The organism is Agromyces solani (assembly GCF_058349925.1).
Window position 1 is genome coordinate 337,401 of record NZ_JBYRER010000004.1, and the last position, 24,059, is coordinate 361,459.

Below are 24,059 nucleotides of genomic sequence, written 5' to 3' on the forward strand. Positions count from 1 at the left end.
ATCCAGCTTTTGAGCATGCTCAACACGGAGCGCCAAGCCTGTGCTGAACGCGCCCCCGGTGCCGCCTACCGCGCCAGGCGGAGCCGCTTCCCGTATGCGCCCGAGGATGACTCGTGCGCAGGCGACACACCTCTGTGTCAGCCGCCCAGCTCGAGCGGCAGGCGCTTGCGAAAGGTGATGGACGTGCCCACGAATCCAGAATCGCGACCTGACCGCGAAGCCAAGCTCGCTGAACTCCACGAGCGACTTACAGCTGCTGTCGAAGCCCTCGTCGCTGGCGACAGCTGGAAGCAAGCGCTGGAGTTCGCAGCACGCTTCCGTACCCGGTCATTCAACAACATGCTGCTGATCCAGGCTCAGCACTTCGCCGCCTTCGAGCGCGGTACGGTCCCCGAGCCGATTCCCACCTACCTCGCCGGTTTCAAACAGTGGCAGACCCTCGGCCGGCGCGTGCTCGCAGGCCAGCGCGGGTACGCGATCCTCGCACCGCGAACCGCCCGCTTCGCCTCCGCCGATCCGACCGATGTCGCTTCCTGGCGACGTCTCAGAAGCCGCGAACGTCCGAGGCCTGGTGAAATCGTTCGGCCGAAGCTGACCGGCGTTCGTCCCGCCTACGTCTGGGACGTCTCGCAAACCGATGGTCGGCCGATCCCGGCGCGACCGGCCCCGCAGCTCCTCCGGGGCGAGGCCCCGCCCGGCCTCGAGGCCGCTCTCGCGATACTCATCCGTGCCGCGGGTTTCGAACTCACGACGGCGAAGGATGCCGCGGCGATCGCCGGTGCGAACGGGATCACCGACTTCGCGAAGCGCACGGTCGTCGTCCGAGGCGACCTCGATGCCGCCGCTCAGGTGAAGACGCTCGCCCACGAACTCGCGCACGTCCGCCTCCACGACACCGCCGACAACGCCGAGTTGCCACCTCACCGTGGCATCGGTGAGGTCGAGGCCGAGTCGGTGGCACTCATGATCGGCGCCGCGCACGGGATGGACACGACCGACTACACGATCCCGTACGTCTCCGGGTGGGCGTCGACAGTGCCCGACAAGACCCCGGTTGAAGTCGTACAGGCCACGGGTGAGCGCGTTCGCCGTGCCGCCCGCGACATCCTCGACGTGCTCCCTACGAAGAAGTTCAGTGGAGGCGACCCGCCCGGACTGACGCACGCGCCCTCCCGCGCTTCGGCTTCGTCGGTTGCGCGGACGGCGCCGCGGAGTCGCACGCTCGAGCGCATCCAGTCGAGGCGGCTCGCATGAACATCGCAGAGGTGATGCTCGCCGCAGCATCGCTCAGACCTCGTGATGCGGCTCTGGAGTTCGCGGAAGCGGGGGTGCCGGTGTTCCCTTGTCTGCCTAACGGCAAGCGGCCACTGACGTCGGCCGGCTTCCACGATGCGAGCTCCGATCTCGAGATCGTCCGGGTGTGGTGGTCGCAGTGGCCGGCAGCGAACCTCGCGATGCCAACCGGGCCGACCTCGGGATTCGATGTCGTCGACGTCGACATCACCGACACCGGCTCTGGGCTCGCCGCACTCGAGGCTGCACAAGCAGCCGGCCTCGTCGACGGTGACGCGATCCGTGTCCGGACCCCATCCGGCGGGCTCCACCTCTACTTCCCCGCCGAGCCGCGTCGACCGCAGCGCTGCTGGCAGTCGGCGAGCGCGCACATCGACTTTCGTGGCGATGGCGGCTACGTCGTCATACCGCCGTCCACACTCGTCAGCGGTACGCGACGTACGAGCTATCGCGTCTGCGCGATCAACTCCTCCCCGCACCAGCCGGTCAACGCATCGGCACTCCGTGAGCTGATCGATCCTCGGCCTGAACCGACGACCTGGTCGACACCGAGCGAACCAGCAGACCTTGCCCGCCTCGCCGCCTGGGTGAGCCGGCTGCAGGAAGGTGAGCGCAACCACGGGCTCTTCTGGGCTTCTTGCCGACTCGCTGAGGCCGGCCAATCGCCAGACGGAATCATGCGCGCCCTGGGTGATGCGGCAGCGAGTTCCGGACTCTCCGACCGGGAGATCGCCGTCACGATCCGCTCTGCCGTTCGTCGTGCCGCTCTGCCGCGGGCATCAGCTGACATCTACTGGCACGAGCCTGAGCACAGCACTCGACGAGGAGGTGAGGCACCATGCCTGCGCTGACCGCCCATCGCCCTGACGGCGTCCGCCTCGCCATGATCACAGCGATCATCGGCACCTTCTTCATCGCCGCGGGCGCGTTCTGGCTCTCGTTCACATCGCTCAGCGACCTCGCTCGCCGCTCCGGAGTCGCGACCGACCAAGCATGGATCTGGCCGCTGATCATCGACGGCATCATCGTGGTCGCGACCGTCGCTGTCGTCGCTCTCGCCAGCTCCCGCGCGGCGTGGTACCCATGGGTGCTCCTCGTGGCCGGCGCAGCGATCTCTGTCGCGGCGAACGCCATCCACGCCGTCGTCGCCGACACTACCGACGTGCCGCTCGCGCTCGCCGCCTGCGTCGCGTCGGTGCCGCCCCTCGTGCTGCTCGCGATCACCCACCTGACCTCGATCCTGATGCGCACCCCACGAGCCACGGCTCCAGCGACGGCGGCAGCACCGGCTGCCTCGAAATCGACTGCTCGAGTCTCAGCGGCAGCGAGTATCCCGAAGAAGCCCACGACCGTCCTCGCCCCTCGCGAAGACGCGTCCTCTCTGCGAGCACTCGGCTGGTCGAACTCGGCGATCGCCCGTCAGCTCGGCGTGCATCCCTCGACCATCGGCCGATGGCTCCGCGACCACGTCGGCGCACCTACCTCGCAAAACCCCACTGTGAGAGAGGGCGCGAACGATGGATGAAGACGACTTCGAGCAGAACCGCCGCCCCTGGGATGATCGGCAGCCCAGAAGCCCGCACGCGGAATCCGAGACCGACGACGTCGGCCACCGCATTCGCGCTGCGCTCGCCGCACGAACCAGGACATTCGAGGCCAACCCGACAAACACGGTCGACCCAACCGGCGGCGCCAATCGGCCCGGAATCGTGTGGGTCCGCGCGTCCGATCTCTTGAACACGGGAACGGGGCGAATCGCCGGCCGTGGTCTCGACCTCGAAGCCGAGCTCGCACGGCGACTCCGCCGCGCACCCGCAACGACCAGACGCGCCATTCGCGAGCGGGCAGCGAAGCTGCCGCCCCTCTCCGAATTTGGACGGACGCAGGAGCGCACCCAGTTCACCCGCCCAGGACTCGGACGGAGGTGAACCATGAGCATCCTGCTGACCGCGGCAACACGCACCGATCCGACAGGAGGTGCCGCCATGGAGTGGAGCTCGACGCTCGAACGTGAGACAGAAGCCTTCCGAGGGCCAGAAGGTCTGCGAAGACTCCTCAAGCGCCTGCAGGAATCCGACGGCGCCGCGTGGCGCACCGACCCCGAGGCATCCGCCCTGCTGCAGTACGCCGCCCAGAAGTACTCAGCGCTCGCCCGCAAGCACCACCTCGACCCGTGGGAGGCCGCGTCGGCCGCATTCGATGCGATGCGGGCGCCCGCGACGCTGCGGGCGGATGACCCATGGGCGCTCGTCACTCGTGCCGTGCAGGTCACGTGTATCGCCGAAGAGCGCGCACAGGGCTTGCTGTGCTCCGTGCACCAGGCACGACGAGCAAAGGTCTCAGCCTTCCACGATGCCGAACGGTTCAGCGACCGGGAGCACGAACTGCCCGAGTACCACCCGGCGTTCCGCACCGAGCCGGCCGACGCCGTGCTCGACGCAGGCTCCGCACCCCGTGAAGACGTGCGGGCCGCCATCGCCGACGCGATCACGCTGTTCACCCTGCTCGGCTGGCCCGGCGACCGCGCGCGCACCGGCGTCGAGTACGTGTGCGGGCGCCTCGCGGATGCCCCATCCCGAGCGTCTGCATACGAGTCGTTGCGTCGCGACTACGCCGCCCGCGCGCAACTCGACCTGCCGCAGCACGCCTGGCACGCCATGCTCAAGGCGCTCTTGGGATGCTGCGACCCGATGCATCAGCACACCGTCGCGGGTCGCGGCATCCTGTTGCGGCTGCTCATCGGGGAGCCGCTGCGCGCCCTTCTGCACGACGACGACCTCGTCATCGACGTGGTCGTCAACACCCCGCGGGTGGTGACATGACCAGCGGGCATGGGCACATCGAGCTCGATCGGGCGATCGACTCGATCCGCGTCGGGGTGCGCCATCGTACGGACCTCGGCGATATCGAAGCCCTGGCCGCCTCGATCGAGCGGCAGGGGTTGCTGCAGCCGATCACGGTAACGCCCGACGGCGACCTCGTGTGCGGGGCACGCCGCCTTGCGGCGCTGCGACTGCTCGGGCACCGCCAGGTGAGTGTGTGGGTGCGATCCGGCATCTCGGATGAACTCGCCCGGCTGCTCGCCGAGCAGGACGACAACGCCATGCACAAGTCGCTCGCACCGACCGAGGCAGCGGCGCTGTATCGCGAGGTCAAGACGCTGCTCAGCGAGGACGCACAGCGGCGGCAGGCGACCGGTCGATTCGGAGTCGGCGGGGTCCATCAGAGCGGTGCCGCGTCGGACGCGGCACCGCTCCGACGAGGCCTGGGCGACACTCGATCGCAGGCCGCCTTGATGGTCACCGGACAGCGCTCTTATGACACCCACGAGCGCATCGGTCGCCTGCAGCAGATCGTCGACGACGAACATGCGGCCGAGGAACTCCGAGCCGACGCAGCTCGCGCGCTCGTAGCCATCGACGGCGGTGCGCCGGTCAAGCCAGCATTCCAAGCCGTGACCGCGCATCTGCATGCGGTCGACGGGTCGGCCACTCCCCCGGAACTGGAACAGCTCGCGAAGGAAGCACTTGCCCGTGTGAAAGCAGATTCACGATCGAAGCGACGCGCCCGACTCACACACGGCGCCGGCACCGAGACCGTGAAGCTGCCGGTGCGGGCATTCGTACTCCAGTGGGCCGACCTGAAGGACTGGTGGCTGCGCTTCGACGTCAACGAGATCGCCGCGGAGCTCACCAACGAGCAGAGCGACGAGTTCGAAGCAACGATCGCAGGGACAGTCGAATTCGCTGCGGCGCTTCGTGGGCTCCGCAGCCAGACACAGGCAATCGCCCGTTGAAGTCGCGCGCACCTGTCCCATGACCTTGTTCATCGGGATGCTTCGGAGGAACCAGCCGTGCCACTCGCCCATCGACGCCGACTGATCATCGCCCTCGTGGCGGGCGGTTGCCTGCTGCTCGGATTGATCGGCGTCGGCATGTACGGGCTACTCCGCGGGGCAGCGACCGCTGCCGATCATGTGTCGCGACCCACAGCCGACAGCTCTCAGGATCAGCCGGCCCCGATCTCCTCACCTCGATCGGTGGCCGAAACCGCCGATCCCGAGCGCTTCGTTCGCAACGTCGCCCGAGCGCTCTTCGACTGGGACACGCGCTCGTCCGATGGCCCCGGGGAGTGGGCGCAGGGCCTCGTCGACGCCGCCGACCCCGAGGAGGCGGCCGGCGTCGCGGCCGACGTCCGCGCCTACCTGCCGAATCCAACCACCTGGGACCAACTGCGGGCCTACAGCACCCGGCAAAAGATCGACATCAAGACCATCGAGATTCCGGATGCCTGGACCACAGCCCGCGCGCAGGCAACGCGCGGGCAACTGTCGAAGACGGCAGTCGCGTTCACGCTGACGGGCACCGCCCAACGGCATGGCATGTGGAACCGAGAACCCGTCGAGAGTTCGCACACGGTGTCATTCACGGTCTTCGTCGACTGCCCGAGCGATGAACGCTGCTGGCTGCTGCGCCTCTCACGACCCGACGCGCCACTCCATTGAGGATCCCCCCATGAAGAAGATCTTCGCCATCCTGCTCCTCATCACCTTCCTCGGGCCGCCCGCCGGACTGGTGAGCGTGGCTGCACTCGTCAACCCGGCAGCTCGCTCGTGCGCATCCGGGTCGCTCATCGTCAGCGACATCCCCGACTCGCTCACCGCCCGCACGCGAAGTGGCGAGCCGCTCACGCTGAACCGCCGGCAGTTGACCCACGCGGGCACGATCACGACCATCGGCTCGCAGACCGCGGGCGTCGGACGGGACGGCGTCATCATCGCGCTGATGGCGGCCCTCACAGAATCGGGCCTCAGAATGCTCGCGAACTCCGGCGCCTACCCCGAATCGATCGGCTACCCGAACGACGGCGACGGATCCGACCACGACTCGCTCGGACTCTTCCAGATGCGCCCGGCCTCCGGATGGGGCACGGTCGCCGAACTCATGGACCCGAAGTACCAGGCCCGCGCCTTCTTCGGTGGAGCGTCCGGGCCCAACGGTGGCTCGCCGCAGGGGCTGCTCGATATCGCCGGTTGGCAACAGCTCGAACGCGGTGCCGCTGCGCAAGCCGTGGAGGTCAGCGCGTTTCCCGACAGGTATAGCGAGTACGAGCCGGTCGCCGAACGGATCCTCGCCGCGCTCACCGCTACACGGTCGGCCGGCGATGCGCACGGCGGACTCCCCCGCGTCCCTGAGACGATGCGAGTCGTCTTCCCGCTCCCGGAAGGCACCTACACGAACACCGACAGTTTCGGGCCCCGCGTCGACCCCTACACCGGCGAGTATCGCTTCCATGCGGGCAGTGATCTCGCCGCGCCTTCCGGAACGCCGATCCTCGCGATCGCCGACGGTCGGGTCGTGTTCGCAGGCGAGCGCGGAACCTACGGCGGGCTCATCATCCTCGAGCACACCATCGGCGGTCAGACCGTCGCGTCGTACTACGCGCACATGTATGGCACCGGAATCCATGTCACTGCCGGCGACAGCGTCGCCGCCGGATATCACATCGGCGATGTCGGCTCAGCCGGCAAGTCGACCGGCCCGCACCTGCATCTCGAGATCCACCCCGGTGGACAGGACCAGCCCGCAGTCGACGCCCTCGCCTGGCTCACCGAACATGGTGCGGCCGCCGTCGGCAACGCGGCCGTCAATTTCGCCGGATGCCGCCCCGAAAGGATCCGCTGAAATGGATATCTTCCCCGACTTCGGCGCCGTCGGCGCAGCCGCCGAGTTCCGCAGCGTCATCGGCGCGCTCATGACGTACGTGCTCATCTTCGCCGTGCTCATGATCATTGTGAGCGCGGTCACTTGGGCGCTTGCAGCCGCGAATGGAAATTATCGAACCGCAATTCGTGCGCGACTCGGCGTCTTGATCGCCTGCTCCGCTGCCGCCCTCGCCGGGTTCGGGGTTGCATGGGCGAACTTCCTCCTCGCCGCGGGAGCGGCGATGTAGGTCATTTCAGATGCGGTTCGCCTCGTTGCCGCGAAATTCTCGGGGCAGTTAGCCAATAGGCCATGCTCACGAGTCAGCGCGCCCCGCATTCCCTTGGCGCGACCAGCGGCAGTACATGGGCAGCGCTGCCGAGATTCGCCGCAGCTATCTTGAGTCGCTCTGCCCGTCTACGTGACGTCCCCCGTATTGGGCGCTGGTAAGTCAGCAGCCGCGCGCAGTTCCGACGGCTATCAACGCCCCGGCCTTGGCTGCTCCTCGTTAAGGTTCGCCTGCGCGGACCGCGACAGGCTGTTCAGAGGGGCGTCGTCGGAGCCCAGGCGTTCGACAATGCGGAAGCGTGGTCGCCAATCGCGATCAGCCGGCGCGTCGCATCCGGCGTGTCGATCGCACGCAGCGAGCGCGTCTCCCCGCCAGCAGTGGACTACTGCCGTATAGAGTGCGCTGGTGGACTGCAACCCGGGACAGATCAGCTGTCAGCTCGGTCGCATTGTTGAGGCGACGTCCGGCACGCCTTGGTGGGAGGTGCTGGGCGTGATCGTCTCGTTTCTGTCGGTAGCCACATCAAGCATCCTCGTTATCGTGATGTACCGGCTGCAGGTGCGTGACCGGGAGGCCGAGCGCGCTGCGGATCGCAAACGAGCCGATGCTGAGCGAGCGGCCGAACGAAAGCAGGCGCAGGCTGATCTGAGGTCGGCCAGGCTCGAAGCGAATCGTGAGGCTGTTTTCGAGGGATTTCGAACAGCCATCGATGCTGCGGAGCGGCACCATATTCTTCGATCCTACCCAGGCGCTACGGAGCGCGCCATTGAGGCTCTGACTCTTGCGAGCGCGGCCAACGGTGCCGCGACGATCCATCTCGGATCGAAAGAGATCGACATCAGCATCTGGGCGATGAAGCACCTCAGGAACTTGAGCGTCGAGGACGATCCGAGGGCGCATCACGAGATCTTCCACCTACGAATGGGCATGCGCCATTGGCTCGACCGGACCATAACGGTTGCAGATCTCAACGAAATCGATTCGGAAATGGAGAAGCTCTTCGGGCTCGCCTTTCCGTTGGGCGGCGAGGCGTGGGCGGCGAAGCTCGCGATGCGACGGCGCGATGCGAAGGCAGCGGACCCCGCAATCGCGTGATCCCTACGACCCGAATGTTGCGACGAGAGTGACGACGGCGACAACAAGTGATGCGCCGGCAATGATCAGGGCGATGACTGTGGTGCGCTTTGACCACTTCTCGGCTTGCTCGGCGCGCACCGTCGCGGCCTTGGCCTCAACGATGCTCTGTTCAGAGTAGGCGGCAAGGACCTCAAGCGTTCGGGCCATCTCTCTGGTCTGCTCGGCGACAGCCGCTGTGTGTTCGGCGGTGCGCTGAGGCGAATCGTCTAGGTCGGCGAGATCAAGCGGCGCTGAGATCGTCCGCAGCTCTTCGAGGATGGCCGGGTGCTGCTTGAAACGCTCCGCAGCAGCCTCTTCGAACGTTGGGACGTGTAGGTCAAGCTTCGGGATGTTCTTGCCGACCATGCTTGAGAGATCCATCGAGGCGACGATTCGACGGCCGATGTCGTTGAAGCCGGCCCGAGCATCGGCGAGCGCAGCATCAGCCGCGGCAACGCTCAGCGTTGATGGGTCCGCCTTCACCTCAGGTGAGTCGTCGTTCACGGGATTGAGCCTATGCGGCGTACTCGTGGTGACGACTGATCGACGCGCGACTGACCGCCAGACTCTATCTACTCCGAGATGTCGTCCAAGTCGAACCCAACAGCCCCTCGCGAGAGAACCGGCAGAAGGATAGCGTCCCCAAACACTCGCCCTGTGATCGAGCTGATCGATTCGCGGAAATACGGGAACAGCGTCATGATTGCGACCTCGTTGCCGAATGCGAGGAGCGTCCGCAACGCCGGTTGATCACCCTCGTAGTCATAGGTTGCGGCGACCGACGCTCGAGCTTCCCCGAACTCTGTCGACACGTCCCCGGTGAGGCGGAAGCCAAACGTCTCGTCGTCGATCCGTCGCTGAAGGCCCAACTCAAGGTTGGCCTCGCCTGACCCTGAATCCTCGCGAGTGCCCGTCCAGCGGGCCGACAGCTCGTGATACTCGATCTCCTTTAGGCTAGAGCGTTCGAGCAGTTCTCGCACCGCCTGACGATCTTCCTCAGTAGAGTCAGACGTCATCGATGAACCGCCTCTGCCATGCGTGCGGGGGCGTTCATCCAATCGTCGGTGCGGCCGACGGATCGCTCCGTGATGCTTATCACGTGGTGCCCTCTGACAACTTGCTCGGTGTGCCAGGGGTTCTGCGTTGCAAGCCATACTGACTGACCCCGATCGACAACCACCCGGTGCATTACGAGCGCGCCCACGGCATTGGCATAACGCTCGACGGTCGAGAGTTTCGGGTCTGCGTCGTACCGCTCCATCTTCTGAACGGCCTGCTGCGTGATGCCCATCCGCTCGGCGACCTCGAGCTGTGTGAGACCTGCGTTGCGGCGCGCTCTAACGAGGGCTGTCCTCATCTCACGGTTCTCCCGAGCGAGAACCTTTGCCCGCGCCCTGATTGGGTTGATGGCAGCAGCGATCCTGCGCACAGCGGTGACCATAGCAGTCATTCTATTCACACAACCTCTGAGTTGTCTGCGGTGCCCCACAAACTGGGGCGTCCGATGTTGAAGCGGTCTGTCGCGTGACTGATGTGCCTTTCCTGCTCCTCGTCGGTCGACTTGATGTGATGGTGCAGCGCAACCAAAGCATCCGAGATCTCGGCTGGCTCCGCGTGATAGAAGCGGAACTTCTTGCTCAGAGCTGTATGTCGGAGCTCGTAAATCTCAGGATCGGTGCGAATCGGTTTGATCGGCGTGACGTCGTCGCCGCCCGCTTCCAAGCGCCCGTACGCTGCGGCCTCCATCAAGTCGTCAATCCGGCCCAGCTCGTGTTCACGAACGCTTGGATGCAACGTCCTGAGCCACGCATCCGCCTCAAGCACGCCGTAGTGAGCGAGGTCGGCATACTCGATCCACGCGAGCGCATACTCCGTCGGCTGGCAGCACCGAGAATCCTTGCCAGTTCGCCCGATTGAGTACCCCACATTCGCATGTTAGCTATCCCATGGCGCATAGCCACGGGAGACGCTGGCGGCCAGCCCGCCCCAAAAGTGGGGGGATGCACCGCACCATGGGCCCTGTCCGACCGGGTGAAGCCGCGCGGCGCCTGCTCGACGACCTAGTACGACATCACCACGTGCGTACGGAATCGTCGGCGGGAGTAGCAAGGGCATGCGTCGATCCGCTGTATCCGTATCGGGTGCGTCCGTGCCGACAGACCTGCTGAGTGCTGGCGAGGCCTGATCTCTGATCGGTCCGACGATGGTCGCAATGCGCACCTATCAAACGACCGTCCGTTTGACCGAGGAGCCCACCGTGATCGACATCGACCCCAACGGAACCGGCCTACCCGGCATCGACCAGCTGCGCACCATCGTCGGCGCAGTGATGACCATCGGCCTCATCTTGGCCGTACTCGCACTGATCATCGCCGCGATCGTGTGGGGACTCGGCGCGAACTCGTCGAATCCCCACCTCGCATCGCGGGGAAAGACCGGCGTCCTCATCGCATGCGGTGCCGCAGTCGTCTGCGGCGCTTCTGTGACGCTCACCAACTTCTTCTGGAACGTCGGCCAATCCGTCTGAGAGCGCCACGCCGTTCAGGGCTGCACGATGAGCGTCTGCGACATCCCAGTCATCGCCGAGGTCTGCACCACGGTCGGTGAGGGCACCGCGTCGCTCGTCACAGCACCGTTCGACTGGCTCGCCTCGGCGATGGGCGCCGCCGCCGCATGGATGTTCGAAGCCGTCTGGACCGCATTCGACACCACAACGTTGGTCGATGTCACTGATCCGAGCTACCTCGAAGTCTTCAACGTCCTTTTCGGCGTCGCCGTGTTCGTCACCCTGCTGTTCTTCTTCCTCCAACTCATCACCGGACTCATCCACCGCGACCCGACGGCGTTGAGCCGCGCCGGCGTCGGTCTCGCGAAGTCGATCCTCGGCTCGTTCGTCATCGTCAGCCTCACAGCCTTGCTTCTGGAGATCACCGACCAACTCTCGATCGGCATCGTGCAGGCAACGGGCAACACCATGGAAGGGATGGGCGACCGCATCGCTCTCCTTGCTGGAGGTCTCGCGACGGTCAATATCGCCGGCCCCGGCATCGGCGCGATCGTCACGATCTTCTTGTCCGCGCTCGCGATCAGCGCCGCTGCGATCGTGTGGTTCTCGCTGCTCATCCGCAAGGCGCTGCTGCTGGTCGCGCTCGTGTTCGGTCCGATCGCTCTGGCCGGAGCGACCTGGGAAGCCACGAAGGGATGGCTCGGAAAATGGATCGCGTTCGTCGCAGCGCTCATCTTGTCCAAGCTCGTGCTCGTCGTGATCTTCCTCGTCGCGATCGCGCAGGTCGCCGCACCGATCGACGCCGACCTCGCCTCGATCAGCGATCCGATCGCGGGCATCGTGCTGATGTTCGTCGCCGCGTTCGCCCCGTACATCACCTACAAGTTCCTCAACTTCGTCGGCGTGGACATGTACCACGCCATGTCGAGCGAGCAGGAGGCGAAATCCGCACTGAACCGGCCAGTGCCAGTGCCCGGTGGACACGGGGTCGACGGTGCGAAGAAGATCCTCGACGGCGGAGGAGGCACGAAGGATGCCGCGGCCGGGAGTCCGGCCCCGACTGGCGCAACCGCGGGCCACGCCGGCGGCCGAGCGGGGACCCCGACGGGCTCGGCGGGAGGATCTGGCACAGCATCGAAGGTGGGGGCATCGGGCGGTACCGCCGCTTGTTCATCCGGTGCGGCAGGAAGCGGCGCCGCAGGCGCGGGCGCGGCAGCAGGACCGATCGGCATTGCCGCCGTCGCCGGCGCCCAAGGTATCGGCGCCGCTGCGAAAGCCGGCCCGAGCCTTGGAAACGCTTTCGCACAATCGGCCGACTCGCACTTCGGCGCCGCAGACGACACCGTCCGACCGCCGACGGTGCCCCCGCCAGCAGCGCCGACACAAGGGCCACCGACGGTGCGACCGAATCCACGAAAGGATGGCTGACCGGTGAAGCCAGAAACACAACACGACTACCGGCTGGCCCCCGTGCAGTTCTCGCGGCTGACTCGACGCGGCATCCTGCTCGGCCTCTCAACGCCACAGTTGGTCGCGTTGACAATAGCTCTGCTCACGATCGTGACCGCGCTGTACTCGGCGGGCGCCGACGGAGTCGCGTGGACCACGCTGATCTGGGCCACCGCCGCGCTGACCGCAGCCGTCCCGATCGGTGGACGCAAGATCGTCGAATGGGTGCCCGTCACGACCAGATGGATGCTGCGCGCCGTCCGAGGCCAACTGACCTACCGGCGCCGCATCATGCGACCACGTCCGGTCGGAACCCTCGCGCTGCCCGGTGATGCTGCGCCCCTCCGTGAATGGCGCGATCCCGAGTCCGGCGCTGTGATGATCCACGACCCTCATCAGCAGACTCTGACCGCAATCGTTGCGATCTCCCACCCAGCGTTCGCGCTCATCGATCCAGGCGAACAACACCGCCGAGTCCAAGCCTGGGGGCGAGTCCTCGCCGGCGCATGCCACTCTGGACGCATCGCTCGTATCCAGGTCAACGAACGTACGTTGCCCAACTCCGGAACCGGGCTTGCCGAGTGGTGGGAGCAACACGGCCTCGACGACGATTCCTGGGCCGCCGGAACCTATCGTGAACTCATTGAACGCGCCGGACCCGCGGGCGAACGCCATGCCACCACGATCAGCCTCGCGCTCGACCTGCCCGCTGCGGCCCGGCAGGTGCGCTCGAATGGCGGCGGCATGCGCGGCGCCGCCGCCGTACTCCGGCAGGAAATTGCCGCCTTCACAAGCGCGCTCCGAGCCGCAGATCTCGCCGTCGGCGGCTGGCTCGCCGCTGAAGACCTCGCTAGAACCCTCCGAACCGCATACGACCCAGTTGTCGGCGTCGAACTCGAGCGCCATCCGACGATTGGCCGCAATCTCGCCACGGCCGGCCCCGTCGCGGTCACCGAATCCTGGGACCGGCTCCGCACCGACACCGCGTTCCACGCCGTCCTCTGGATCAGTGAATGGCCCCGGTCGCAGGTCTATCCCGGCTTCCTCGCCCCACTCGTCTTCACGAACGGCATCCTCCGCACGGTCAGCTTGCACTATCTCCCCATCAGCGCGGACAAGGCCGCGCGCGACCTGCGAAAGAAGAAGACCGAGCTCATGTCAGACGCCCACCAGCGCCGCCGAATCGGCCAGATCGAGGATGCCTCCGCCACGGCGGAATATGGCGACGTGCTCCAGCAGGAGGCTGATCTCACTGCCGGCCACGGCGTGCTGCGCGTCACCGGGCTCATCTCGGTGTCGGCATCGACCATCGACAAACTCGACGCCGCTGTTGCAGGGATCGAGCAGACTGCGCTCCAAGCGTCCTGCGAAGTTCGCCGACTCGTTGGCCAACAAGCCCAGGCGTTCGCAGCAGCAGCGCTCCCGCTCTGTCGTCCGACATAGGTCGCGACTCACCGAGAGAATCCACACCGATCGGGGGGGCCAGGGGCAGAGGTGGTAAGAGCGGTTCCTTGAACAGCTCCACGTCACAACCGGGGGCCTTCGCCTTACAGCAGGCCCAGTAGAGTCGCGCGATAGATGGCGTCGCTACGGGACTGAGCGCCGAGCTTGGCGAAGATGTGCGAGTTATGAAGCTTCACGGTTCCAGTCGAAATGGACAATCTTGAGGCGACCGCTGCGTTCGTCATCCCCCTGGCGATAAGTCGGAGCACCTCATGTTCGCGAATCGACAAAATCGGGGTACCGCTCTGCGACATGGTTACGAAGGGTGTTGCGATCGAAGTCTCGTGGATTGCGTCGAGGAGCCTTGTCGCTGGGGCAGATTTGGACACGAACGCTGTCGCTCCCAACGCGAGAAGCCGAGTTGCGATTGATTGGTCTTGATGCATTGAAACGACGAGCACCCGAACCCCGGAGTTCCCTGAATTGAGTCGAGAGATGATTGACGGCGCGGGTGTCCCGGGCATTTCGACGTCGAGAAGCAGGACATCCGGCGTCAGACGAATTGCGAGCTCGATGGCCTGCGTCCCATCGGACGCGTCACCAACAACATTGATGGCTGGGTCGGTTGACAAAATCGCCCTGACCCCGTCCCTGAACAAGTCATGGTCGTCTGCAATAACCACGCGGATTGTTTCGATACTCATGGTCGTATCTATGAGGGGAAGGGCATCCGAAAGCGAATCCCGGTCTCGCCCGGATCATGTAGGAAGGTGATGTCACCCCCGATAAGTCGTGCTCGTTCCCCAATTCCTCGGAGCCCCAGCGCCGAGGGACGGACGCCCTCATTCTCGTAGCCATTCCCGTCGTCCGTGACCGCGAGTTCGATACCTGATTCCGACCAGTTGACCGCAACTGTGATTGTGGTCGCAGCGACCGCGTGCGACCTGGCGTTCCGAATCGCTTCGAGCGAGATCATGAATATCTCTTCTTCCGCGACCTGCGAGAGAGGCCGACGCGTGCCACTCTCGAGGATTCTGACAGGAATATCGCTCGAGCTCTCAGCCAGCACGTGAGCTGCGATAGCGTCGCCGAGCGACTTTCCCCCAACGAGTGAACGGAGGTCAAACGCCGTCTCCTGAACATCGCGAAGCGTCGACCGAAGAATCTCGATCGCGCGAACCAGCGAAGGGTCGGCCGGATCATTTGGCGCGAGGCGTGCAACTTCGAGACGCTGAATTCCCGAAGCAATTCCGTGAGCGATGTGATCATGCAGGTGCCGCGCAAGCCGATGTCGTGCGTCCTGTTCGACGCTCTGCGCCTTCGCTCGAAGCGCGTCAACGTAGGCGATCGCGCCAACCGGAAAACGCCTCCAGATTGCGTGGTGCAGGGCAACCGCCACGTCGAGTTCCCGCACCGCCGTGACTGTGTCGATGACAGCTTCCACCATTAGCGGCAGGGCGATCCGGAAAAGCAGTTCGGCGGCCATGAGCGGTTCCGCCGGGTCGATCGAAAGGAGCGCTGCGCGCTCGCCATGGTTTGTCAGTGCCTGTCGATCGTGATACTCGATCGAAATCGGTGACTCATCCTTCCCCTCTTCAAGGCGCTCAAGAACTTCGCGGAGGATCGCTCTGGTCTCTTGTTCAAGCGCGCCATCGATCGCATCTGCAGTCGCAAGGGAACTGCCGCGGAGGAACAGAGCGTGTCCCAGTTGCTCAACGACGTTGTTGCTGAGCAATGTGAGGTCAGCAAGATTCAAGTGCGCTTGCGGATGTATCGGTGAGGTCATTTCCTTCGCTCATCACTCCTCAACATTCGGCCATAAACCAAGATCGCGTGAGACAAGGCCACCTTCATCGTCGTAGGCGCAAACCCAGTGTGGCGCTGGAAAGTGCTGCCATTGGACGCTGTACTCCGTGCTGCCGGAAGGGAGCACGCGAACACACGCCGCTTCGGCACGATCGTAGCTCAGAACCTGAAATGCCTGATCGGCGACCCAGCCAATGAGCGCCACGACAACGATGGCGAGGCCGACCACCAGAGCGGTTCGACCTCGCCGAGACTGTTTGATCGTCATGGTTTCCATGATCCCGGAAGCTTGATCACCCATGCGTATTGAATCTTGCTGGCGTCAGCGAAGATGCACCACGCAGGTCCACTCGGGCAACCCCATGTGTAGTGGCCGCGCTGCCACACGATCTTCGCCGTGTCGGAGGAATAGTTGCCGTTCGACATTCGGAAGTAGACGTTGTAGTTGGTGTTCGCAGCGACTCTGGCAGTGTTGCTTGACCCAACTGTGTACACGCGCTCCTGGGAACCGTCGAACGCATTGGTGTCCCAGTAGCCGCTCGGCATGGTCGTAGACCAGGCCAGCATCTTCTGCGAGAAGTAGTAGCGCGAGTCGTAGTTGTACGTCACAAAGTCAGGCTCGAACGTGCTGCTACCAGTGCAACGCAACGCTGTCAGGTTGCTCGATGCCCACCGGAAATTCAGTGTATTGTAGCGGCCGCCAGCGCTACTTGCTGCCGAATATGAGCTCGTGTAGAACGGCCACCAGTTGCCGCACGACGCCTCACTGGTTTCAGTGGAGTCCAGAGAGGACACTGCTTCATCCGGTGTGGCGGCCATCGTGTCGGTCGATGCAGGCGCGACAAAGCCGTTCGCGGCCAGGTTCGACGAGGAACCTTCTACGACGAGCACTTTGGGGTGCATAGTGCCCGACGAGAGTTCAGTTTGCCCGGTTGCGACTAGGTTCGGCATGACATTCTTGACAACCTCTCCATTGGGAGGGGGCGCTGCCGTCGCAGACTCAGCCTCCGCCAAGTCGTCGAGCGTCGCCTCGATCACGGCGCTGTCGTCGGCTGCGCTACCGTCCCATGGGACGCCGATCGTGAGCACCTCACCATCTGCTTCGATCGCGTATCGGGTCTCGATCGGCTGGGTAGCAGACGACGCGACCGCCGCATCAACGTCGGTCGCACTCATGTCAGCTGGAATCATCCACTCGGAGACATCACCGACGTCAGGGTCAGAAATATCGGCACTTGCAGATTGCGATACTGCGAGTTGAAGCGCGACGACGGCCGCCAGCAACGCTATCGCTCGCATCGGGTTTCTCATTTGTTGCACCACCTTTCGCGAGGAGAGTAACTCCCGGCGCGGCGGCCGGGGAATATCACTTTCGGCATACTTCGTCTGCGACGAGCGGCCCGAAGTTCGGCAAGTTGACACTCATTGGGCGGTGCCGCACGCGTAGATCCGCCTCCGGCGCCGGGCCGAGGCGACCGCCGCAGCAAGCCGCGTGAGCTCGACGTCGGCCTTCTCCTGCGGGCGTGCGGACGACCATTCGCGACGCTCGCGGGAGCGAGCAGGTCGTCCGGCCGTGCCGCCGCCCGGCCTTTGTAGGGCGACGGAAAGCGTCTCCTTCGAACACGACGCCACCCGTCATTGGCGCTCGATCCACGCTGGCGCAGCGCCGTCGCATTCCTGGGAATCCAGAGACCGGTCGAACTGCGCGATGACGCGGTCGCTGCTCCGCTGCACGACGGGAGCAGGCGTTGATGCATCCGCACTCTCGGTGTCGAGCCCACGCGTACCAGGGGAAGCTTGCCGGATTGGAGCAGACCATGGACGCCTTCGAACGAGATGAACCGTCGACGCGTCGGATCAGCGTGGCTTTCCTTCAAGGCGAGGAGGCCGGTGGATTCCTGGCGGTGATCGATCGGAAGGGTCCGATCTCGGCCATCTATCGCCTCCGCGAGTTCGACAATGGCGACGAGACGATCGAGGCAGCGCTCGTCAACGATGCGTCTACAACGCAGTCCCAGCGACACACGTTCGGGTTCGTCTCGCTCCTGCGCAGACACGCGCCCATGAACGCGACCGTGCCCGCTGGCGCGATGCCAGGCGCACGGGCTCCGCAACCGTCTCCACCCGCTCGATGAGCGGCATCGTCCGGCTGCGGCATCCGATGCGGGATGGGCGGCGCATCGCGCCGCTTGCCGTCACGACCTGATCGGCGCCCTCGCGGAGACCGTGTTGCATCGCCCACTCACGCCCCTCGAGCACACTGCAATCTACCTCGCACTCGATGATGCTCTGTCGACGCCCGTTCCCCTCCACCGAGATCACCCATCCGCTCTGTCCGGGTGGCCCAGTTGTCGGCCGTCGCTATGGTCCCCTTCAAGCGTCGTCGACAGGAGGATGCACACCTTCCTTCGAAGCAACCTGATTGGAGCCGAGCATGTATCTCTATGAGCGTGATGAGCCTTCGACGCGATGGATCAGCATCGACTTCCTCCAGGGCGAGGATGCCGAGGAGTTCCTGGACCTCATCGACGCGGAAGGTCCGATCTCCGCGATCTACCGTCTCAGCGAACGCGACCTGGGCGATGAGAGCGTCGAGACCGCCCTCGCTAACGGCTACGTGTACGACACCCTGCCCGCCGGAAACACCGATCACATTATCGAACCGTTCGGGTCGCCCTATGCGCTCACGTACAGCGAGAAGTACGGGTACGTCTCCCTCCTCCGCCGATACGAAGCGCAGCCTCAACCTGAGCCGATCACGGGCGGAGGAACGATCCCCGTCTTCGAACGGCCTGCCCGATCAATTGCCAGCGAATCACTCGCACACCCGACCTCGACGACGCGCGGCCCGGGGGTGCAGGATGGGGTGGCCTTGTGATGATCGGCGAGCGACTGCACGCCACGCAGCTGATCAACCCTCACCACGAGCCGCATCGTCTCCGGCGGGCACGCAAGCGCGCAGCATCCAAGATCGAACACGACGCCCGCAAGGCTGCTGCCTGCACGAGGCGTGAACAGTTCGACGCCGAGCGTGCTGCCGCCTGCGCGGCCGCTTACCTGCCCCGTTCCGGCGAGCCTGGACCCGCTGCCCTCCGTACGCCGGGCCGGCTGAAGCTGCCGAAGCATCAGGACACGTCGGCGACCCTCGCGGGCCACTACCCGTTCCTCGCCGAGGGCGGGCTCGGCTCGGCTGGCGTGTTCGTTGGTCAGGACCTCTACTCGGGCGGTTCCTTCGTCTTTGACCCGTGGGTGCTCTACCAGCAGGGCATGATCACCGCCCCGAACGTCGTGCTGGCCGGCATCGTCGGCTCCGGCAAATCCTCACTCGCGAAGTCGCTCTACACGCGATCGCTGCCGTTCGGACGGCGCGTCTACGTGCCTGGCGACCCGAAGGGAGAGCACACCGTCGTCGCCGAGGCCGTCGGTGGCAAGGCGATCATCCTCGGCCACGGCCTCCGCAATCGGCTGAACCCGCTCGATGAGGGACACCGGCCGAGCAATGCATCCGACGCTGAGTGGGCCGCCCAACTCGCCGCACGCCGACGTGAGCTCATCGGCGCGCTCGCCGAGACCGTGCTCGACCGCCCGCTCTCACCCCTCGAGCACACCGCCATCGACCTCGCGCTCAACGACGCCGTGCGCAGCGCCGACGTGCCGATCCTGCCGATGGTCGTCGACCGTATCCTCGACCCGAGCATCACGACCGACCCCGACCGTCGCCTGGGCGAAGACGGACGCCTCGTCGGCCACGCGCTCCGCCGCCTCGTCGCCGGAGACCTCGCAGGCCTATTCGACGGGCCCTCAACGGTCCGGTTCGACCCGTCATTGCCGATGGTCTCGCTCGATCTGTCGCGGGTGGCCGAGAACTCGACCCTCATCTCAGTGCTGATGACCTGCTCGTCGGCATGGATGGAGTCAGCGCTCTCCGATCCCGACGGCGGGCAGCGCTGGGTGGTCTACGACGAAGCCTGGCGACTCATGGCCTACCCGGCGCTGCTCCGTCGCATGGACGCCCAATGGCGCCTCGCCCGGCACTTCGGCATCGCGAACATGCTGATCTTCCACAAGCTCTCGGACCTCGACAACGTCGGCGATTCCGGGTCCGCGATGCGCGCCCTCGCGTCATCCCTGCTCGCGAACGCGGAGACTCGCATCGTCTACCGGCAGGAGCCCGACCAACTCGGCGCGACTGCGACGGCCTTGGGGCTCTCCAGCACCGAGCAGAAGCTCCTACCGACCCTTGGCACCGGGCAAGGCCTCTGGCGCGTCAAGGACCGGAGCTTCGTGGTTCAGCACCAACTCCACCCTGCCGAGCTGGCAGCGTTCGACACCACGGCCCGCATGATGGCGGGCGCTACACGGTGATCGGGATGCCGCGTGACGACGGTGACGCGGGTGCACCTTCCGTTCACACCGAGGAGGCTCCGTGAGTAGAGACGACGAACGTGACGCGAGGATGACGCTCGCCGTCGCATCCGAACCGGCCGACATCATCACCGGCACCCTCGTCGGCCGCCTCGGCGCCTCCGAGACCCTCGCGCTCGTGGAGTCGCGCACCGCCCTCCCGTCCGACATCGACCCTGCAGAAGGCGAACTCTGGCGTCGACGGCTCGCTTCCCGGGTCACGCCTGGCGAGAACGAACGAATCCAGCGCCGAATGGATCAGCACGAGCTGCGCATGATCACACCCGAGGACCCGAGCTGGCCCGCGGAGTTGAGCCAGCTCGGATCGAGCGAACCGCTCGCCCTTTGGATGAGAGGCGACGCTGCACCGCTGAACGTCCCGCTGCTACAGCGAGTCGCAATGATCGGAGCGCGGGCCTCGACCTCATACGGCGATCGGATGGCGGCAGACATCGCAGCCGACCTGACCGGCCGCGGGAAGGTGATCGTCACGGGAGGCGCATACGGGATCGACGCTGCCGCCCTCCGCACGGCGACCGACACAGCCCCCGGTCGCGCGATCGCGATCCTTGCCGGTGGACTCGATCTCCCATTCCCAAGTGGACACGACGACCTCTTCGCCCACGTCACCGGTGCAGGGGGTCTTCTGCTCAGCGAACTCCCCCCGGGAACTGCGCCGACGAAGTGGCGGTTCCTCCAGCGAGCGCGGCTCGTCGCGGTACTGAGCAGCGCGACGATCGTCGTCGAAGCCGGTCGGCGTTCGACCTCACTGCACATCGCCGGGATCGCGCACGCGCTCGGCCGCCCGGTCGGCGCCGTCCCCGGTCCGCTCACCTCGGTCGCGAGCACCGGCGCGCACCGGCTCATCCAGGACGGCATCGCCAACCTCGTCGTCAATGCCGCGGACATCATCGCGCTGAGCGACCCGGCCGCCAGATACGCCGCCGGCCGGCCGTTCGCCTACTCCCAAGCTCGCCGCAGTCGCCTCGTCGGCACCGGAATCGGTCGCTAGACGGATGAGCACCCAACGACACACAACGGCGGGGCTCGGCGACGAGCTCACCAACCTCGGCATGTTCGTGCTGATCGGTGGTGCCGGACTCGCACTCGTGCTCCGAGGCGCTGGAAGCGTCGCGGCATGGGCCACCGGAATCCTTCAACCAACCGGCGGCCCCGGGTCCGGCGTCGCCGTCCTCTTCCATCCCGGCGACCCCGGCAGTGCACTCGGCGCCCCCAGCCTGCATCCGGTCGCCTACTGGGTCACTGCCGGACTGCTCGTGGCGGCCGCCGCGGCGGCCGTACTCTTGATCGGTCGCGCGTTCCGCACGTCAACGCATGCCCGCCGAATCGACCCGTTTCGGTACCCGGGAATCGCCACGCGATCCGAGATCGCCGACACTGCATCGCACGCTGCGCTCATGCGGCGCGCCCACCACCTCCGCCCGTCATTGACGGGTGCGACCCCCGCTGATGTCGGCTATCGACTCGGCAGTTCCCGGGGCGTCGGGGTGTGGGCGTCGGTCGAGGACTCGATCCTCGTCATCGGCCCACCCCGCTCCGGCAAGGGCGCGCACATCGTCATCAACGCGATCCTGGATGCCCCCGGGCCTGTCGTGACGACCTCGACTCGCCCCGACAACCTCACGACCACCTTGCGCGCGCGAGAGCAGCATGGGCCGGTCGCCGTCTTCGACCCGCAGCACCTCGCTCCCGGCATCCCGGCAGGGCTTCGATGGTCACCCATTCGCGGCTGCGACGACCCGCTCAACGCGATGATCCGCGCGACCGGCTTGGCCGCCGGCACCGGTCTCGCCGCAGGTGGAGTCGAAAGCGGCAGCTTCTGGGAAGCCAAGACCCGCGTCGCCCTCCAAGCGCTCCTCCATGCCGCCGCCCTCGACCATCGCACGCCCGTCGAACTGTTCCGCTGGACCCTCGACCCCGCAGCTGCAGCCGACGCCGTCGCGATCCTCACCGCCAACCCTGCCGCCGCGGTCGGATGGGGCGACTCCCTGCAGGCCATGCTCGAAGCCGACCCACGAACCCGTGACTCGATCTGGCAGGGCGTCTCCCTCTCGCTCGCCGCCCTCGCCGACCCGCGCGTACTCGATGCCGTCTCTCCCAGTGACCAGGAGGAATTCCACCCCGAGTCGTTCCTCAGGAGCAACGGCACCCTCTATCTTCTCGCCACCAGTGCAGGCGCGAACAACGCCGCGTCGCTCGTCGCCGCGTTCCTGGAAGACGTCATCGAAACAGCCCGCCGGATCGCCGCGCGCAGCTCCGGCGCCCGCCTCGACCCTCCCCTGCTGCTCGCCCTCGACGAGATCGGCAACCTCGCCCCGCTCCCCTCGCTCCCGAGCCTCATGGCCGAAGGCGGCGGTACCGGAATCACGACCATGCCGGTGCTGCAATCCCTCGCCCAGGCCAGAACCAAGTGGTCCGACAGCGCAGCCAGCACGATCTGGGATGCCTCGATCGTCAAGATCGTCCTCGGCGGAGCATCCAACTCGAAAGACCTGCAGGATCTCTCCACCCTGATCGGCGATCGAGACGACGCAACCGACTCGACCACCATCGGCGACCGCGGATCACGCTCAGCGCAGCGATCGGTACGACGCGTTGCGACGATGGCACCCGACGCGATCCGCACGCTCCCCTTCGGCACAGGCCTCATCCTGCTCCGCTCGGCCCCGCCGATCATTGCGCGCCTCCGCGCCTGGACCCGACGAGCCGACGGGACGGCACTCCGGGCAGGGCGTGCCAACGTCGAAGCACTGCTGCGCGCACCAACGCCACAAGCGCCATCCGAACCGGAAGCCGACGCGGCGACCGAACCCGTCGAGTGAGACCGGCGCGATGGGGGTGGATACCGCGGCGGAGCGCCGAGCGCACCTATTGGTGAGCGCGGATCGACGATCCGCCCGGCACAGGAAGGCACAGTCCCATGGCTCTGCACACTCAGCAATCCATCTCGGGCTTCATCGCGACCGAGCCCCGACAGTCGGTCACCGAGCGCGGCGAAACCCGCTTCTACGCACGCATCGGCCAACCCCGATTCCGCCGCGAAGACGACGGCACCTTCACCGAACTCACGCCCACGTTCCACGACCTCGTCGCCTACCGCGCCACCGCCGACCGCGCCATGGCCCAATTCGCGAAGGGCGACAGCTTCGTCGCCGAAGGCTACGTCCGCACCTTCCAGGTCGAGCACGACGGCGAGATCGTCGACCGCGAAGAGTTCGTGGCGAAGAAGCTCGGTCATGACCTCGCGCGCACCGAGTACGAGGTCGATCGCTCCCGCCGCCATGCCGCGGGAGTCCAGGCGGATGCCACGGCCAAGGCCCATGACACCCTCGTGTCGGAGGGCGATCAGCCGCGAGCGCACGAGAGCGGCGGGCCGACAGCCTACGGAAACGCCGTCCTCGGATTGTGATCGACGTGGTCGACGCATCGCGAGGCGCCGCGTCCGCCGACCGGGAGTCCCTGCTCGGCGGACGCACCTTCAACGAGGCTCTCTTCGACGACCACGCCTTCGACGGCGCCACCGAGCCACTGATCGCCGAGCCGCCGCATCCGGTCAATTGGAATCTGCTCACCGCGGAGCAAGCCGAGACCGAGTGGATCGAGCTGAACCGCTGGGTCAACTGGCTCCGCCGCACGTACGGCCTACCGGCGTCGATCATCCCGCCGCTCTGGCACCGCCATCCCGAACTCGTGTGGGAACTCTCCGCGCTGCACCTTCACTGGCTCGGCGCCTACGACCCCGAGCAGCACGGCTCCGCTCCCTTCGGCTGGCACCGCGACTTCGCCGACGCTCGCAACCGCCTGCACGATTGGGTCGCCACCTCCGGCACCCGCCTCGACCGCGATCGGCCCACCCGCCAAACCGCGTGGCCGGGTGAGGCGCCGGCCGAGGCCATTGACGACGTCGTTATCGCGGACCGTGACGCCGACTTCGTTGAATTCGTCGTCACGGATATCGAGCGGCGGCGTGCGGCCGACGGACAGTCATCCGATCCTCAGACAGGTTGTCGCCGCCCAAACGACCGTTGAA

At 65.9% G+C, this 24,059-nt stretch carries 28 protein-coding genes; 20 read left to right on the forward strand and 8 right to left on the reverse strand.

The features are described from left to right. Window positions 1-15: 15 nt before the first annotated feature. From AC3RJ7_RS18255 to AC3RJ7_RS18300, 10 genes are all read left to right on the forward strand, one after another. Window positions 16-1,254 (forward strand): ArdC-like ssDNA-binding domain-containing protein, encoded by a 1,239-nt coding sequence (locus AC3RJ7_RS18255; RefSeq protein WP_491457269.1) that lies wholly within the window; start codon window positions 16-18, stop codon window positions 1,252-1,254. Further along, window positions 1,251-2,144, forward strand: coding sequence for a bifunctional DNA primase/polymerase (locus tag AC3RJ7_RS18260; protein ID WP_491457270.1), 894 nt, complete (start codon window positions 1,251-1,253; stop codon window positions 2,142-2,144). The genes AC3RJ7_RS18255 and AC3RJ7_RS18260 overlap by 4 nt, the downstream gene beginning before the upstream one ends. Further along, window positions 2,132-2,818 (forward strand): DUF2637 domain-containing protein, encoded by a 687-nt coding sequence (locus AC3RJ7_RS18265; protein ID WP_491457271.1) that lies wholly within the window; start codon window positions 2,132-2,134, stop codon window positions 2,816-2,818. The genes AC3RJ7_RS18260 and AC3RJ7_RS18265 overlap by 13 nt, the downstream gene beginning before the upstream one ends. Beyond that, window positions 2,811-3,221, forward strand: coding sequence for a hypothetical protein (locus AC3RJ7_RS18270; RefSeq protein ID WP_491457272.1), 411 nt, complete (start codon window positions 2,811-2,813; stop codon window positions 3,219-3,221). Before AC3RJ7_RS18265 ends, AC3RJ7_RS18270 begins: the two co-directional genes overlap by 8 nt. A gap of 3 nt (window positions 3,222-3,224) precedes the next feature. Continuing rightward, the gene (locus tag AC3RJ7_RS18275; RefSeq protein WP_491457273.1) at window positions 3,225-4,115 is read left to right on the forward strand and encodes a hypothetical protein; all 891 of its coding nucleotides are present in this window, start codon (window positions 3,225-3,227) and stop codon (window positions 4,113-4,115) included. Continuing rightward, the gene (locus tag AC3RJ7_RS18280; RefSeq protein WP_491457274.1) at window positions 4,112-5,089 is read left to right on the forward strand and encodes a ParB/RepB/Spo0J family partition protein; all 978 of its coding nucleotides are present in this window, start codon (window positions 4,112-4,114) and stop codon (window positions 5,087-5,089) included. Before AC3RJ7_RS18275 ends, AC3RJ7_RS18280 begins: the two co-directional genes overlap by 4 nt. A gap of 57 nt (window positions 5,090-5,146) precedes the next feature. After that, window positions 5,147-5,797 carry a hypothetical protein gene (locus AC3RJ7_RS18285; protein WP_491457275.1) on the forward strand — a complete coding sequence of 217 codons (651 nt, stop codon included), beginning with the start codon at window positions 5,147-5,149 and terminating at the stop codon, window positions 5,795-5,797. Window positions 5,798-5,807: 10 nt separating this feature from the next. Further along, on the forward strand, window positions 5,808-6,977 hold the full coding sequence (locus tag AC3RJ7_RS18290; protein ID WP_491457276.1) for a M23 family metallopeptidase: 1,170 nt from the start codon (window positions 5,808-5,810) through the stop codon (window positions 6,975-6,977). A gap of 1 nt (window position 6,978) precedes the next feature. After that, complete coding sequence (locus tag AC3RJ7_RS18295; RefSeq protein ID WP_491457277.1) at window positions 6,979-7,245, forward strand: DUF6112 family protein; 267 nt, start codon at window positions 6,979-6,981, stop codon at window positions 7,243-7,245. A 444-nt stretch (window positions 7,246-7,689) separates the two neighbouring features. Next, window positions 7,690-8,379, forward strand: a complete 690-nt coding sequence (locus AC3RJ7_RS18300; RefSeq protein WP_491457278.1) for a hypothetical protein — start codon at window positions 7,690-7,692, stop codon at window positions 8,377-8,379. 3 nt (window positions 8,380-8,382) lie between these two features. Here AC3RJ7_RS18300 and AC3RJ7_RS18305 read toward each other — a convergent pair whose 3' ends face one another. The 4 genes from AC3RJ7_RS18305 to AC3RJ7_RS18320 form a co-directional block, all read right to left on the reverse strand. Further along, window positions 8,383-8,904, reverse strand: a complete 522-nt coding sequence (locus AC3RJ7_RS18305) for a hypothetical protein (RefSeq protein WP_491457279.1) — start codon at window positions 8,902-8,904, stop codon at window positions 8,383-8,385. 68 nt (window positions 8,905-8,972) lie between these two features. Then, window positions 8,973-9,380, reverse strand: coding sequence for a hypothetical protein (locus tag AC3RJ7_RS18310; RefSeq protein ID WP_491457280.1), 408 nt, complete (start codon window positions 9,378-9,380; stop codon window positions 8,973-8,975). Between the two features lie 32 nt (window positions 9,381-9,412). Then, window positions 9,413-9,841 (reverse strand): helix-turn-helix domain-containing protein, encoded by a 429-nt coding sequence (locus tag AC3RJ7_RS18315; protein WP_491457281.1) that lies wholly within the window; start codon window positions 9,839-9,841, stop codon window positions 9,413-9,415. Between the two features lie 14 nt (window positions 9,842-9,855). After that, entirely contained in the window at window positions 9,856-10,326 is a 471-nt protein-coding gene (locus tag AC3RJ7_RS18320) for a hypothetical protein (RefSeq protein ID WP_491457282.1), read from the reverse strand. A gap of 286 nt (window positions 10,327-10,612) precedes the next feature. On the opposite strand from AC3RJ7_RS18320, the gene AC3RJ7_RS18325 reads away from it, so the two are divergent. From AC3RJ7_RS18325 to AC3RJ7_RS18335, 3 genes are read left to right on the forward strand one after another with little or no spacing between them, the layout of a single operon-like run. After that, window positions 10,613-10,927 (forward strand): DUF6112 family protein, encoded by a 315-nt coding sequence (locus AC3RJ7_RS18325; protein WP_491457334.1) that lies wholly within the window; start codon window positions 10,613-10,615, stop codon window positions 10,925-10,927. A gap of 27 nt (window positions 10,928-10,954) precedes the next feature. Beyond that, entirely contained in the window at window positions 10,955-12,334 is a 1,380-nt protein-coding gene (locus AC3RJ7_RS18330) for a conjugal transfer protein TrbL (RefSeq protein WP_491457283.1), read from the forward strand. 3 nt (window positions 12,335-12,337) lie between these two features. Then, a complete protein-coding gene (locus tag AC3RJ7_RS18335; protein ID WP_491457284.1) occupies window positions 12,338-13,798 on the forward strand; it encodes an SCO6880 family protein in 1,461 nt (486 codons plus the stop codon). Between the two features lie 104 nt (window positions 13,799-13,902). Here the strand turns inward: AC3RJ7_RS18335 and AC3RJ7_RS18340 are convergent, their stop codons facing one another. Genes AC3RJ7_RS18340 through AC3RJ7_RS18355 form a run of 4 tightly spaced genes read right to left on the reverse strand, consistent with a single transcriptional unit; the run spans window position 13,903 to window position 16,915 of the window. Then, a complete protein-coding gene (locus AC3RJ7_RS18340) occupies window positions 13,903-14,502 on the reverse strand; it encodes a response regulator (protein WP_491457285.1) in 600 nt (199 codons plus the stop codon). 8 nt (window positions 14,503-14,510) lie between these two features. Beyond that, on the reverse strand, window positions 14,511-15,584 hold the full coding sequence (locus AC3RJ7_RS18345) for a sensor histidine kinase (RefSeq protein ID WP_491457286.1): 1,074 nt from the start codon (window positions 15,582-15,584) through the stop codon (window positions 14,511-14,513). 12 nt (window positions 15,585-15,596) lie between these two features. Beyond that, the gene (locus AC3RJ7_RS18350) at window positions 15,597-15,872 is read right to left on the reverse strand and encodes a hypothetical protein (RefSeq protein ID WP_491457287.1); all 276 of its coding nucleotides are present in this window, start codon (window positions 15,870-15,872) and stop codon (window positions 15,597-15,599) included. Further along, window positions 15,869-16,915 carry a hypothetical protein gene (locus AC3RJ7_RS18355; RefSeq protein ID WP_491457288.1) on the reverse strand — a complete coding sequence of 349 codons (1,047 nt, stop codon included), beginning with the start codon at window positions 16,913-16,915 and terminating at the stop codon, window positions 15,869-15,871. The genes AC3RJ7_RS18350 and AC3RJ7_RS18355 overlap by 4 nt, the downstream gene beginning before the upstream one ends. A gap of 506 nt (window positions 16,916-17,421) precedes the next feature. Between AC3RJ7_RS18355 and AC3RJ7_RS18360 the strand changes: the two genes are divergently transcribed. The 7 genes from AC3RJ7_RS18360 (at window position 17,422) to AC3RJ7_RS18390 (ending at window position 24,058) form a co-directional block, all read left to right on the forward strand. Further along, on the forward strand, window positions 17,422-17,739 hold the full coding sequence (locus AC3RJ7_RS18360) for a hypothetical protein (protein WP_491457289.1): 318 nt from the start codon (window positions 17,422-17,424) through the stop codon (window positions 17,737-17,739). A gap of 299 nt (window positions 17,740-18,038) precedes the next feature. Beyond that, window positions 18,039-18,482: a hypothetical protein gene (locus tag AC3RJ7_RS18365; protein WP_491457290.1), complete on the forward strand. Its 444-nt coding sequence runs from the start codon at window positions 18,039-18,041 to the stop codon at window positions 18,480-18,482. Beyond that, the gene (locus tag AC3RJ7_RS18370) at window positions 18,482-19,969 is read left to right on the forward strand and encodes an ATP-binding protein (protein ID WP_491457291.1); all 1,488 of its coding nucleotides are present in this window, start codon (window positions 18,482-18,484) and stop codon (window positions 19,967-19,969) included. The genes AC3RJ7_RS18365 and AC3RJ7_RS18370 overlap by 1 nt, the downstream gene beginning before the upstream one ends. A gap of 61 nt (window positions 19,970-20,030) precedes the next feature. Then, window positions 20,031-21,020: a DNA-processing protein DprA gene (locus AC3RJ7_RS18375; RefSeq protein WP_491457292.1), complete on the forward strand. Its 990-nt coding sequence runs from the start codon at window positions 20,031-20,033 to the stop codon at window positions 21,018-21,020. 4 nt (window positions 21,021-21,024) lie between these two features. Continuing rightward, on the forward strand, window positions 21,025-22,851 hold the full coding sequence (locus AC3RJ7_RS18380) for a type IV secretory system conjugative DNA transfer family protein (protein WP_491457293.1): 1,827 nt from the start codon (window positions 21,025-21,027) through the stop codon (window positions 22,849-22,851). 98 nt (window positions 22,852-22,949) lie between these two features. Continuing rightward, window positions 22,950-23,438 carry a single-stranded DNA-binding protein gene (locus tag AC3RJ7_RS18385; RefSeq protein WP_491457294.1) on the forward strand — a complete coding sequence of 163 codons (489 nt, stop codon included), beginning with the start codon at window positions 22,950-22,952 and terminating at the stop codon, window positions 23,436-23,438. Between the two features lie 50 nt (window positions 23,439-23,488). Next, window positions 23,489-24,058: a hypothetical protein gene (locus AC3RJ7_RS18390; RefSeq protein WP_491457335.1), complete on the forward strand. Its 570-nt coding sequence runs from the start codon at window positions 23,489-23,491 to the stop codon at window positions 24,056-24,058. Window position 24,059: the final 1 nt, after the last annotated feature.